This window comes from Bradyrhizobium sp. Ash2021 (genome assembly GCF_031202265.1).
Lineage (GTDB): Bacteria > Pseudomonadota > Alphaproteobacteria > Rhizobiales > Xanthobacteraceae > Bradyrhizobium.
In genome coordinates this window covers 5,911,035-5,923,983 of record NZ_CP100604.1, presented here as the reverse complement: position 1 = coordinate 5,923,983, position 12,949 = coordinate 5,911,035, and the positions used below count along the sequence as shown (strand labels likewise).

Here is a 12,949-nt window from a genome sequence, read left to right as displayed (position 1 = left end):
ATTCATGGGTGAACATCCACGGAGCGTATTCCCCAGATTTTCCCCGACTTGACCACGTCGTGTTGCCGAGTCGTTGCGTCTCGAAACGTCGCCAACCGTCAGCAGGGGCCTGAGTAAATCCCTTTGGATTTCAGTGTTTTTTGCTGTCCCCAAAAAGTTGCGGCCAGCCTTTGGGGGAAGGCTGGCCGCGCGCGAACCGGTCTGGGACGGGGAGGGGTGGGGATGTGACCGGGTCGCGGGTTCGTAATTCCTTGCGTTAGCGGGAGCTGGCGGTGGAGACCGCCGGACGGTTGTCACCGAGCGAGACCCACACGTTTGGATCGCTCTGCGACTGACGCTTTACGAAGCGGTAGCCGGTCTCGGTCCAGGCCACGACGCTTTCGTTCTGGTTGTCGAGGACAAACTCGCCCTTGTCGGTTTTCACGGTCAGCACCGCGTGGCCTTCGCCCTTCTTGTCGCGCACCACCGTGATCAGCAGCGCTTCCCGCGGCCAGCCGGCGTCGATCAGCATCTTGCGCTTCAGCAGCACGTAGTCCTCGCAATCGCCGTAGCCATCCGTCGGCAACGACCATTTCTCGATCACGCCCCAATGATCCATGTCGGTGATCGGCTTGACGGTTTCGTTGACCCATTTGTTGACCCGCAGCAGATCCCGCCATGCCGTCTGCGACATCACGATGTCGCGCGGCTGTGACGCACCGCCGCGGCACTCGCCGGGATTCTCGGCGCAGAATTCGACCCAGCCGATCGGCGAACGTGTGGTCTCGCCAAGGCTGGCATAGAGTGCGTCGCCGGCTTTCGCCGAGACACTCATTGAAACACTCATTAGCAGGACGGCGACGACCGCCAGTCCCTTCCCCTGTCCCCTGAACAACATTGTGGCCCCCGTTTTTTGTTGGGACCATGTTTCGCACAAAGGCTTTGCACCGCCGCTAAGTAAGCCAAGTACATTTGACGTGAATACAAGTAAAAGATGCGGATAATTCGATATATACTTGAGTAAAACTCGACTAAAATTTGAAGCAACTGCAATTGATTCAAATTTTACATATTAACGCGGAAAGCGCCGCTACGCCGCGCGTTGTCGCCGCAAACGTTCCCGCCATTAACCGCGCGCGGTTGCGGTCGAATGCTGCAAAGCCGACGCCGGAAAACGCGGACGCAGCCTCGCACGCCTGAAAATCGGCGGTCGCGGGGGCGCTACGATTTACGGCGCGGTAACGCTGTCTTCGTTCATGCGAATTCGGGCGGTGAATGGCGCGCTTGGCAAAGCCGAAAGGCCGTGCATGCATGCCGGAAAAACAGGGAGGCCTTCATGAAACGGCTCGTTTGGGTTTTGTCGACGCTGTCGTGCCTGCTGGTCGGGGTCCAGGCGCAAGCCCAGCCGCAAGCCAGGATCAACCCGACCGATCCGCAGCCGACCTGCCCGATGTGCCCCGGCACCTACATCCCGGTCAGCGAACTCGAGGCCTATACGAAGAAGGCACTCGCCGAGAAGCTGCTCGATCAGCAGGTGCGGGATATCGATATCGGCAAGGCCAATATCGGCATCGGAATGGTTCATCGCGGCAAGCTCGACAAGCCAAATCCCGATTCAGTCGCCGAACATGACCAGATCAGCGAGGTCTATCATGTGCTGTCGGGGGCTGCGACACTGGTGCTGGGCCCCGATATCGTCAACCGGCAGCGGCGGCCGGCGACCATGCGCACCGTCGTCGAATTCAACGGTCCGGGAAACAACGGGTCCGAGGTTCGCGACGGCATCGCCTACGAGATCAAGGCCGGCGACGTCGTCGTCATTCCGGCCGGCACCGGTCACTGGTTCACCAGGATCGAGGATCACGTCGACTATCTGATGGTGCGGATCGACCCGGACAAAGTCACGCCGCTGAAGAGCGAGGCGCAATCGCAGGACTATTTGTCGAAACCGGCCAAGCGGGGCGAATGAACGGCAAAGCGTTTTCCAGCGAAGTGGATCCCGGTTCGCATGGCAATCAAGTTTACGCAGATTGCGTAGAGTTATCTGCGGTAGAAAACGCGCCAAAAACGAAAGCCAACTCTACTTGTTGGTAACCGCTTCCTCGATGGTGTCCGCGCTCTGCTCGTGGATGAACTCGAGCGCAAAACCTTCCTCGAGGTTTCGCACCACGCGCGACTGCACCTTGCCGAGCATCACCAGCGATCTCAGCGGCGGGCGGTTTTCCGCGGCAATCGCAGCCCCCGACGCCGACAGGTCGATGATGCGGCAGGTCATTCGGCTGCCGTCTTCGAGCGTGAGCAGCGCGATCGGGTTGCGCGGCACGATACGGTCGTGGCGGCGGTCTTCCGGCAAATTGAGGATGTCGCGGTTGGCAAGCCAGGTGAGCTGGGCGGCGAGCTTGTCGCGCTTGCGTGCGGTGGAGACGACGGTCATCGCAAAGCCGTTGTCGATAATGCGGGTGATCTTGCCCTCGACCCGGCCGATATGGTCGAGATAGGCGATCACGCGGTCGCCGACATTGCCGATGCCGGGCGCCAGCAGGGCCAGTCCGCCCGGCGACATGTTGATAATCTGGCAGGGAAATTCGCGCCGGTCCGGCAGCATGTAGCGGCCGAGCAGGTGGACCTTCACCCGCTGGAAGCGGCGTCGCTCCTGAGCTGCCGGAAGACTGGATTTTTTCTGCGCAAACGACATCTTCGCCACCCGACAGCCGGTCTTTCGGCGTCGTTTGACCCTACGGCCGACAGGGTTAATGAGAGGTTAGCGCGGGTTGCACCGGTTGCATCAAGTGTGGGCAGGAGGGGGTTAGAGGTCGCGCGCAAAATTGCCGCGCGACGTGCGACTGCGGCCTCCGTGTCAACCGGAGTCGGCGCCGAAACCGCGCCGGCGTTGACATTGGCATCCCGGCTCGGTTCCCTAGGTTTCGCGCCGCGTCAAACAGCTCGATCAACGAATGCTGGCGGCCGGAGGAAATGTTCGATGCGATTCAAGCTGGGCTTTGTGCTGTCGGTCGCCGCTTCCGTCTTCGCCGGTGAGGTCAGCGCTGGCGAGATGAGGGTGACGCTGCTTGGGACGGGCACGCCGACGCCGCGGCCTGGCAGTTTCAGTGCCTCCACGCTGGTTGAAGCAGGATCGGAGCGGCTGATCTTCGATCTCGGCCGCGGTTCGACCATTCGGCTGTTTCAGAAGAAGCTTCCGCTTGGCTCGATCACGGCGCATTTCATCACGCATCTGCATTCGGACCATGTCGTGGGCCTGCCGGACATGTGGCTGACCGGCTGGTTAGGTACACCCTACGGCTCGCGCAAATCGCCGATGGTGATTTTTGGGCCGAAGGGGACGTTGGCGATGACGGAAAATCTCACCAAGGCGTTCTCCGAGGACATTCGCATCCGGATCGACGACGAGAATTATCCGCCTGAAGGCGTCGCGTTCGCGGCGAAGGATATCGAGCCTGGGCCCGCCTATGAGCGTAACGGCGTCAGGGTCAGCGCGATCGAGGTCAATCACGGCGACAAGATCAATCCGTCTTTTGGCTATGTCGTCGAATACGACGGCAAGAAGCTCGTGCTGTCGGGCGACACCAAGCCCGATGCGCGGATCGAGAACGCGGCCGAAGGCGCCGATCTCCTGATCCACGAGGTCGCCGTGATCGACCCGGCTCTGTTGAAAGACTATCCGAACTACCGTGCCATCGAAGATCATCACACCTCGCCCGAAGAGGCCGGAAAAATTTTTACCAGCGCGAAGCCGAAGCTCGCGGTGTATTCCCACATCGTGTTTGCCACGGTGAAGCCGGTGCAGGATGTGCCGGAGGAGACGCTGATCGCGCGGACGCAGACCACCTACAAGGGGCCGCTGATTGTCGGGCGCGACCTGATGTCGTTCACGATCTCTGACAAGGTCGAGGCGTTCGCGCCGAATGGCGAACCCTTGAAGCCGTTGACGGCGGGGCGGTGATCGCACCGGTCAGTAACAAGAACAGGGAGAGACAAAATGCCGGGAGTTAAGCGGGAGCGTGACGATAGCGTCGGCGTACTGACGCTGGATGAGCCCAGCAGCCTGAACGCGATGACCCCCGATCTGCTCGGCGATCTCGCTGCCGCCATCGGCGAGATGACCGGCGATCCTAAAATTCGCGCGCTGGTGCTGACCGGCGCCGGCCGCGGCTTTTGCTCCGGCCAGAATCTCAAGGCCGCGGCGATCCTCGGCGACGACATCGTTGCCGGCGTGATGCGCTATTACTGGCCGACGTTTCAGGCGTTGCGGGAATGCCGGGTGCCGGTCGTGGTCGCAGTCAACGGCGTTGCCGCCGGCGGCGGCTTCAGCCTCGCGATGGCGGGCGACATGATCGTCGCGGCGCGTTCGGCGACTTTCATCCAGGTGTTCAGCCGCATCGCGCTGGTTCCCGATCTCGGTTCGACCTGGCTGTTGCCGCGCCTGGTGGGGCGGCAGCGCGCGCTCGAACTGATGCTGACGAACGAGCCGCTCTCGGCCGATCGCGCGAGGGAGTGGGGATTGGTGCGGGACGTGTTCGACGATGCCGCGCTGCTCGACGGCGCGCTCGCGCTGGCGCGCAGGCTCGCAAGCGGTCCGACGCGGGCGCTGGTGGCGACCCGGCACCTGATCGAGCAAAGCGAACATTCAGGCTATGCCGAACAGTTCCGCCGCGAAATCGAGACGCAGGCTGAAATACGCCGGACTGCGGACGCGCTCGAAGGCCGCAATGCCTTTCTCGAGAAACGCGCGGCGCGGTTCAGCGGGCGCTGAACGCTGGACCGCAGGACGGGCAAGCTTGCGAGAACTGTCCAACTTGGTCGATACCAGGAAAGTCTATCTTGATGCCCTCGCACAGCACTATGACACCAAGGAAAAGAAGAAGGCAGGGGAGTTAAAACAAGCGGTCATAAGAACCCTGGATGTGATGAGCGAGGAATTTAGTAGCTAGGCCGTGAACCCATAATCTGCCAAGTGGACGGCTTGCTAGGTCCGCTATGCCCCGATAGCAGACCAAATTCCGCATCGCAGTTAAACGCCGCTATGGGCCAATTCCGGACGTTATTAGCACGGCGCTACCGGATCATCGCCATCGGTTGTTCGTTTACAGTGGCGCCCCTAAAGAGATTCGAACTCCGGCCACAACACGACTGCAGACAGCGTGAAGCCCAGCCAGGGAATCTCCCATCCCGTGGCAAATGCCATAGCAAGCGCGTGCAGGAGTAAGTCGGCCATCAGCTCGAACCGATCCCTAGCAAGATCAGGCCACAACGTCAGACCACCCGAATGGTTCGGAACCAGCACCGCGTTCGATCTCCTTCAAGCGGTAGTGATGGCATGAAGCGTTGTTGTCGTCTCCTACGCGCCTTAGATACCCCATGGGGGTATACACTAAGATGGAGTTGATTACGATGCTTGAGCAGCATGCCCCTATTCCTAATCATTCAGATGCCGCCGCGGCGGGCCAAAACTCGCATTTGCGGGTTGATCCCTTCTCTCGGCGTCGCTTTCTGAAGGTGGCGATCGCCGCTGCGGCTCTGCCCATGCTCCCGGGCGCGGGGCGCGCCGCAGGCTCTGCTGGGAAGCGGCTCGTCGCCATAACACGGGTTATTGAGGTCAATGGTCGGCCGGCCAAGGTCTTCGGGCTGATCGGTTCGGATGGCCGTTCGGGGCTTCGCCTCGCCCCCGGGGAACGGTTCCGCGTGGACCTCGCGAATGAGGCTGGCACGCGCACCATTGTGCATTGGCATGGGCAACTCCCGCCCTGGACACAGGACGGCTTTCCGTGGCCGGAGAGCCCGCCGATCGCGAACGGCGCGGTTCAAGCCTACGACTATGCTCCGGTTCCGGGCACGTATTGGATGCATTCGCATCAGGACATGCAGGAGCAGAGCCTGATGACCGCGCCGCTCATCGTTCATGACGCCGCGGAGCTTCGCGAAGACCGGCAGGAAATCGTTCTCATGCTGCACGACTTCACCTTTCGAACACCGGAAGAGGTGCTCGCCGGCCTCACCGGCACGAGCGCGGCCACGGCACAAGCGATGGCACAAAAGATGGAGAAGACTGCAGCTCGCACAGTCGGCAGCAATGCGCCGCATGCAAGCATGAGCAGCATGGCTGCCGACGCGCCCGAAGCCGGCATGTCAGGAATGGACATGTCGCGGCTGGGCGGCATGCATATGGATCTGAATGATGTTCATTACGACGCCTTTCTTGCCAACGATCGGACGCTCGCCGATCCGGAGATCGTGCACGTCGAGCGCGGCGGCCGGATCCGGCTCCGCATCATCAACGGCGCGTCCTCGAGCCAGTTCTGGGTCGATCTCGGTGAACTCGTCGGCCGCGTGGCGGCGACCGACGGCCACCCCGTAAATCCGGTGGCGAGCAGCCGCTTCCCCATCGCGATGGCCCAACGCCTCGATGTCCTGATTGATCTGCCGGAGACAGGAGCGTTTCCGATTCTGGCCCGCGTCGAAGGCAATGATCGGCAGACCGGGATCGTGCTCACCACGCCCGGGGCGCGAATTGCGCGGATGGCAGAGAGCGCCCACGCGGTGCCGCAGGTGGACAATTCACTGGAGGCCCGGCTCACGGCCGTGGAGCCGTTGTCAGCTCGCCATGCGGATGTCGACCGAACGATCGAGCTCGCCGGCGGAATGAAGCCTTATGCATGGTCCATGAACGGCGAGTACTGGCCGCAGGTCACGCCGCTCATGCTGGAGAAGGGGCAGCGTGTCGAGATCGAACTGGTCAACCGCTCGATGATGGCGCATCCGATGCATCTGCATGGCCATGATTTCCAGGTGATCGCGATCGACGGCCGGCCGATGCAGGGCGCCGTCCGCGACACTGTTCTGGTCATGCCGATGGGCCGTGTCCGGATCGCTTTCGACGCCAACAATCCCGGGCGATGGGCGTTCCACTGTCACAATCTCTACCACCAGGCCACCGGCATGATGACGGAGTTCAGATATCAGGGCATTGCAACTTGACGATCCGCTTCCGTTGCCGCTCATTGACGACGGTCTCTCGCAATAGCCTTGACCTGTCCGCGACATGTCGTAGAGGCATTGCTCTATTCTCGGACCAGTGCGCGATGTTGTCGTATCTGGTCGAACCGATCAACTTGCCCGCGCGTTGCGGAAGGATGACCAAGCGTTGTCCACCTCACTCCTGATGTGATCGACCAGGCTCACATAGGTATGTAGCTGCCGGCTGCGTGAGCACCATGCCAGCAATGGCCTACCAGTCCATCTCGCGCTCACGCCAGGTGAGGCGCACGACAATCGGCTTTGTTCGGTTCTCCTAAGCGCCTTGCTTCTCCAAACAATGTTGCTCGCGGATCGCGGCTACGACGCTGACTGGATCAGAGAGCTTGCTCGCCAGCAAGGAGCATGGGCGAACATTCCGCCGAAACAAAATCGCGAGACCGCGGGTGCAGCGTGCACCCGGCATTCCCTGCGCCCTCGTTTCTCAGGGCGAGAACCTCTTGCACGACTCGGGCGTATCGCGCCGCGAGGTCGTGAAGGTATGTTTGCAATTGGACGCTGACGGCGCTCGATTTCGGATCTCCGCGCAACGTCGCGATCGTTGTTGCCGCACAAATCTGTGATCGGGCTACGGACTTGCGCGATTGTATCGCGCCGCACATCATGGACCGTCCTGGCCAATCGGTTCAGTCGCGTTATCCCTGACGCGCGGAAAAATGGATGGGCAATCATGCGGATCGAAAATGTCGCCGACCTCATTGCGGAAACGCTGGTCCAGGCAGGGGTCAAACGCGTCTTTGGCGTGGTCGGTGACAGTCTGAACGGTCTGACCGACGCGTTGCGCAAACGGAAAACGATCGACTGGATCCACGTCCGCCATGAAGAGGTGGCCGCCTTCGCAGCCGCCGGCGAAGCCCAGATCACGGGCCAACTCGCGGTATGTGCGGGCTCGTGCGGTCCGGGTAATCTTCACCTCATCAACGGACTGTTCGACGCTCACCGCAGCCGCACCCCGGTGCTGGCGATCGCCGCGCAGATTCCTTCCGGTGAAATCGGGGGCGGCTACTTCCAGGAGACCCATCCGCAGGAATTGTTTCGGGAATGCAGTCACTACTGCGAACTGGTCTCCGATGCGGCGCAGCTCCCATACGTTCTGGAGAACGCTATTCGTGCCGCTGTCGGGCGGCGTGGCGTCGCGGTTCTCGTCATCCCCGGCGACGTCGCACTGCGGCCGGCGCCCAGGCGTAGCATTTCACCAAATGCCGGACTGCTGCCGGTCGCGCCCGTCGTTCGGCCTGCCGAACCGGAATTGACCGCGTTGGCCGAACTCTTGAACAGTACCAGGCGTATCACACTGTTCTGCGGCCGCGGCTGTGCCGGCGCCCATGACCGCCTGATGCGGCTTGCCGAGACGCTCAAGAGCCCGATGGTGCATGCGCTTGGCGGCAAGGAGCACGTCGAGTTCGATAACCCCTACGATGTCGGCATGACCGGGTTTATCGGCTTCTCGTCCGGCTATGCAGCGATGCACGCCTGCGACGTGTTGCTCATGCTGGGGACGGACTTTCCCTACAAGCAGTTTCTGCCGGCCGACGCGAAAATTGCCCAGATTGATATCCGGCCCGAGAATCTGGGCCGCCGGTGCAGGCTCGATCTCGGCATTGTGGGTGACGTTGGCGCCTCGATCGACGCGCTGCTGCCGAGATTGTCGGCAAAGACCGACACCAAACATCTCGACGACAGCCTCGGCCACTACAAGAAGGCCCGCGCAGGACTGGACGAACTTGCCCGCGGCACGCCCGGCCAAAAGCCGATCCACCCGCAATATCTGGCGCGCCTGTTGAGTGAGCTAGCGTCCGAAGACGCGGTCTTCACCGCCGACGTCGGCACGCCAACCATCTGGGCGGCGCGTTATCTTGTCATGAATGGGCGGCGTCGCCTGGTCGGATCATGGGTTCACGGTTCGATGGCCAACGCCATGGCCCATTCGATCGGCATTCAGGCCTCGCAGCCGGGGCGGCAGGTCATTTCGATGTCGGGCGATGGCGGATTCGCCATGTTAATGGGCGACCTGATCACGCTGACGCAGATGAAGTTGCCCGTGAAGGTCGTGATCTTCAACAATGGCGTCCTGGGTTTTGTGGCGCTGGAGATGAAAGCCGCGGGATTTATCGAGTCCGGTGTTGAATTGCAAAATCCCGATTTCGCGGCCATGGCCCGCGCAATGGGTATTCACGCCGTGCGGGTCGACGATCCAGGAGACCTGCCATCTGCGATCCGCGACGTATTCTCCCACGACGGCCCTGCCGTCCTCGACGTCGTCACAGCGACGCAGGAACTGTCCATGCCGCCGACGATCACCGTGGAACAGATCAAGGGCTTCAGCCTGTGGGTGCTCAAAGCCGTGATGAGTGGCCGCGGCGACGAGGTTTTGGACCTGGCAAAGACCAATCTGTTGTCGCGTTGACGTGGACCGGCGCTCGCGGCGCTAGCTCAGCCCTTCATACACCATGAAGCCGCGGGCGATCGCGAGCTTGCGCAGGGCACGGGGAACCAGTTTTTCCGGCCGGTGCAGATAGCGCCACGAAGTCAGCCTGAAATCCCGCAATTTACCCAGATCGCCTTCGAACGGCGCCAGCGATCCGGTCAGGCTGATCGGCGCATGCGCGCGGTTGTTGAACGGCAGCAGCAGCAATTCCAGATGGGCTGGCCGACCGTCTTCGGAGGTGGCGGTGATGCCGGCGACGGCGGCCAGCATTTCTTCGGCAACGCAGGTGATGATGTCTTCGATCTCGCGCCGGCCGTCTTCCGCAAACAGGCCGGAGAAGCTTCGATCCTTCAGATCGCGGCCGAGCAGGGCGCAGACGCGGGTTCCGGCCACCCGAAAGGGATAGCCGGCGTCGTTATCGTATGAGAGCACGAAGATATCGCCGAGCAGGTCGCGTACCGCGCCGGGCTCGATCTCGCTGCGGTCCGGTGCGCGCGCATTGCTGCGTTTCGCGTCCCAATAGGCAAAGAACTCGCGGCTTGACGGATGTTTCATCGTAATCCTTGCTCCGCGCCTGCCTCGGTGGGACACATCTGTCCCGCTTTCGCGCACGCGCCTTGCCTTGGTTGTTGTGCAGGACAGGCTTTGCAGCGTCCATGCCGCAGCCGCGTTTTGGGGCGACTTTGCGTTGTTAACGTTAAGTTAACTATGAGCTTGGCGATCGCCGTCCGGCGTGAGTAGGGTGGAACGCATCGGGTCGCGCCGGCTTATCTCCAGGTTACCGGCGCGGTTGGTACACAGGTGGCGTCAAACAGTTTGGTCATCGCGCGGGGAGGGGTGGGGATGTGTCCCCGTTCCCTTGGGGCGCGCGAGAAGATCGGCACATCAGGGAGGGCTTTCTCAGAGCCCTCCCTTTTTCTTTGCGATTTGTGCACTTGCACAGTGCGGGCAAAGCCGCCTATCTCAGTCCATTGCTCACCGAGCTACCCGTCTGAGGTCCTGGACCCCTTGGAATCCCAATTCGAATCTCCGCCAGAATTGCCGCCGGACGCCCCGCGCGAGCCGATCCTGACCCTGCCGGGTGCGCTGACCGCCTATGTCGCGCTGCTCGCGGTCGTTCACTTGCGGGTGTTGCTGCCGCCGGAACTCGAGAACTGGACCATCGACGTCTTCGGTTTCATCCCAAAGCGCTACGATTCGACGCTGCTCGACATCACTTTTCCCGGCGGCGCCGGCGCCAAGGTCTGGACCTTCGTCACCTATTCGCTGCTGCACGCCAATCTCACCCATATCGGGTTCAACGTGTTGTGGTTGTTGCCGTTCGGCAGCGCGCTGGCGCGCCGGTTCGGCGCTGTCAGGTTCTTCCTGTTCATGGCGGTGACGGCCGCGGCCGGCGCGCTGGCGCATTTGCTCACCCATGAACATGCGATCGCACCGATGATCGGCGCCTCGGCATCGGTGTCCGGCGCCATGGCGGCCGCCATTCGCTTTGCCTTCGTGCGGGGAAGCTTCCTCTCGTTCAGTCGGGGCGATGCCGACGCCGCGGCAAAAGTACCCGCGCTCTCGCTGGCGCGCGCGTTGCGCAATGGGCGCGTGCTAGGGTTTCTGGCGGTCTGGTTCGGCGTCAACATCATCTTCGGGATCGGATCGATCGCGATCGGCGCCGACGGCGCCAGCGTCGCCTGGCAGGCGCATATCGGCGGATTCCTCGCCGGGCTGATGCTGTTTTCGCTGTTCGATCCGGTGCCGCGCGCAGCAGCGCATGCTGCACATGCGTCGCGGGACGGATCGGGCCGAGTCTGATTGGCAAGTCTGACTGCTGCGTCTGATCGCCGCTTGCGGCGAAAGGCGATTTCATTCATCATCTTCGAAATGTTGTGACGAACACAAAGCCTGCTGCCATGCATGACAGCCGTGCTTGCCTATCGCGCCCCGAAACGAAACCGGCGCGGCGCTGTTGATTGAAGACTCGCGAACAAAGTCGAGCCCTTGAAAGGGCACGAACGGATTCAGGGAGACGACAATGACGGTACGTTCAATTCTCGATACCAAAGGCCATCAGATCCTGAGCGTCGAGCCGGACGTCAAACTCTCGGCTGCCATCAAGACGCTGGGCGAGCGCAAGATCGGCGCGGTACTGGTGATGAGCCAGGGCGGCGTCGAAGGCATCCTGTCGGAGCGCGACATCGTGCGCGTGCTCGGCGAGCGCGGTGCAGCTGTGCTCGAAGAGCCCGTCAGCGCCGTCATGACGCGCAAGGTCGTCAGCTGCCGTCAGTCGGACACGGTTGCCGCGATCATGGAGATGATGACGCTGGGCAAGTTCAGGCATTTGCCGGTCATCGAAGATGGCAGGGTGGTTGGCCTGATTTCGATCGGCGACATCGTCAAATGGCGGGTCAGGGAATTCGAACTCGAGCAGGAAGCGCTGCGCGATTACATCAAGACGGCCTGATTATTCCTTGGTCTTTTCGGCGTCGCGCGGCGACGGCGGCGCCAGGATGTGGATCGCCTCCTGAATCGAATCGATGGCGCGCTCGGCTGCCCGCACGCCGTGGGCGATCAGGTCGTCGGCGCGGTGAAAATCGAACCAGCCGATCTCGCCGACCCGCGGCGAGATCAACAGGTCGGGCGGGTCTCCGGCGAGCCGCGCGCGGGTGATGCGGTCCTGCATGATGTTGAAGGCATCGACCATCACGCTGGAGATGCCGGGCCGGCCGCCGCTGCCGAAGAACTCGCGCTTCATGGTGCGTTCGGCGGAGAAGAATTTTCCAAGGCCGCGTTTCGGCGGCTCGGGTTCGGGCTCCGGTACGACGGAGACGTCGGCCGACGGGCCGTGCGAATAGATCGTCGTGCCATGGGCGAAGATGTCGCTGGAGAGATTGGCGGCAATGACGATTTCCGCGCCAAAGGCGCGCGCCGCCGACACCGGCACCGGATTGACCAATGCGCCGTCGACCAGCCAGCGGTCGCCGACCAGCACCGGCGAGAAGATACCGGGCAACGCATAGGAGGCGCGCAGGCCATCGACGATGCGGCCATGGGTCAGCCAGATCTCGTGGCCGGTGCGCACTTCGGTGGCCACGGCGGCGAATTTCACTGGCAGGTCCTCGATCAGGGCCTGTCCCATCGCCGCCTCGAGCTGGGCGGCCAGCTTAGCGCCGCCGATCAGGCCGGAGCCGTTGAGGCGGATGTCGAGATAGCCGAGGATGTTTCGCGGCTGCAGGCTGCGCGCCCATTGCTCCAGCGTGTCGAGATGCCCGGTGGCATAGGTCCCGCCGACCACGGCGCCGATCGATGTTCCGACCACGATGTCGGGAATGATGCCGTGGGCTACCAAGGTGCGGACGATGCCGATATGGGCGAGCCCGCGCGCGGCGCCGCCGCCCAGCGCCAGCCCGATCACCGGCCGGCGGATACTGCCGAGCCCTACCTTGTCGCGGCCGTCGGAGCCCTTTTGGCCGCGGCCCATCCAGTTATCCAACACCAAAACTC

At 62.2% G+C, this 12,949-nt stretch carries 11 protein-coding genes and 1 pseudogene; 8 read left to right on the top strand and 4 right to left on the bottom strand.

Annotated features, from left to right (window positions below; all coding sequences use genetic code 11):
• Positions 1–256: 256 nt before the first annotated feature.
• Positions 257–877, bottom strand: a complete 621-nt coding sequence (locus tag NL528_RS28660) for a transglutaminase-like cysteine peptidase (RefSeq protein ID WP_309177760.1) — start codon at positions 875–877, stop codon at positions 257–259.
• 438 nt (positions 878–1,315) lie between these two features.
• Between NL528_RS28660 and NL528_RS28655 the strand changes: the two genes are divergently transcribed.
• A complete protein-coding gene (locus NL528_RS28655) occupies positions 1,316–1,948 on the top strand; it encodes a hypothetical protein (protein WP_309177759.1) in 633 nt (210 codons plus the stop codon).
• 111 nt (positions 1,949–2,059) lie between these two features.
• On the opposite strand, the gene NL528_RS28650 is transcribed toward NL528_RS28655, so the two are convergent.
• Complete coding sequence (locus NL528_RS28650) at positions 2,060–2,674, bottom strand: PilZ domain-containing protein (protein WP_309177758.1); 615 nt, start codon at positions 2,672–2,674, stop codon at positions 2,060–2,062.
• A gap of 285 nt (positions 2,675–2,959) precedes the next feature.
• Between NL528_RS28650 and NL528_RS28645 the strand changes: the two genes are divergently transcribed.
• The 5 genes and pseudogenes from NL528_RS28645 to poxB all read left to right on the top strand — a co-directional run bounded on the left by NL528_RS28645 (position 2,960) and on the right by poxB (position 9,436).
• Positions 2,960–3,940 (top strand): MBL fold metallo-hydrolase, encoded by a 981-nt coding sequence (locus tag NL528_RS28645; RefSeq protein ID WP_309177757.1) that lies wholly within the window; start codon positions 2,960–2,962, stop codon positions 3,938–3,940.
• A 36-nt stretch (positions 3,941–3,976) separates the two neighbouring features.
• Positions 3,977–4,750 carry an enoyl-CoA hydratase-related protein gene (locus NL528_RS28640; RefSeq protein ID WP_309177756.1) on the top strand — a complete coding sequence of 258 codons (774 nt, stop codon included), beginning with the start codon at positions 3,977–3,979 and terminating at the stop codon, positions 4,748–4,750.
• A 743-nt stretch (positions 4,751–5,493) separates the two neighbouring features.
• The gene (locus NL528_RS28635) at positions 5,494–6,972 is read left to right on the top strand and encodes a multicopper oxidase domain-containing protein (protein WP_309177755.1); all 1,479 of its coding nucleotides are present in this window, start codon (positions 5,494–5,496) and stop codon (positions 6,970–6,972) included.
• Between the two features lie 241 nt (positions 6,973–7,213).
• Positions 7,214–7,405: pseudogene (locus tag NL528_RS28630) on the top strand (transposase); the annotation flags it as partial.
• Between the two features lie 294 nt (positions 7,406–7,699).
• A complete protein-coding gene (gene poxB, locus NL528_RS28625) occupies positions 7,700–9,436 on the top strand; it encodes a ubiquinone-dependent pyruvate dehydrogenase (protein ID WP_309177754.1) in 1,737 nt (578 codons plus the stop codon).
• Positions 9,437–9,457: 21 nt separating this feature from the next.
• On the opposite strand, the gene NL528_RS28620 is transcribed toward poxB, so the two are convergent.
• Positions 9,458–10,012: a PAS domain-containing protein gene (locus NL528_RS28620; RefSeq protein ID WP_309177753.1), complete on the bottom strand. Its 555-nt coding sequence runs from the start codon at positions 10,010–10,012 to the stop codon at positions 9,458–9,460.
• Between the two features lie 453 nt (positions 10,013–10,465).
• Here NL528_RS28620 and NL528_RS28615 point away from each other — a divergent pair, with 453 nt between their 5' ends.
• Both NL528_RS28615 and NL528_RS28610 read left to right on the top strand, forming a co-directional pair.
• Positions 10,466–11,260 (top strand): rhomboid family intramembrane serine protease, encoded by a 795-nt coding sequence (locus NL528_RS28615; protein WP_309177752.1) that lies wholly within the window; start codon positions 10,466–10,468, stop codon positions 11,258–11,260.
• A gap of 220 nt (positions 11,261–11,480) precedes the next feature.
• Positions 11,481–11,909: a CBS domain-containing protein gene (locus NL528_RS28610; protein WP_309177751.1), complete on the top strand. Its 429-nt coding sequence runs from the start codon at positions 11,481–11,483 to the stop codon at positions 11,907–11,909.
• Here the strand turns inward: NL528_RS28610 and NL528_RS28605 are convergent, their stop codons facing one another.
• Positions 11,910–12,941: a patatin-like phospholipase family protein gene (locus tag NL528_RS28605; protein ID WP_309177750.1), complete on the bottom strand. Its 1,032-nt coding sequence runs from the start codon at positions 12,939–12,941 to the stop codon at positions 11,910–11,912.
• Positions 12,942–12,949 lie beyond the last annotated feature (8 nt).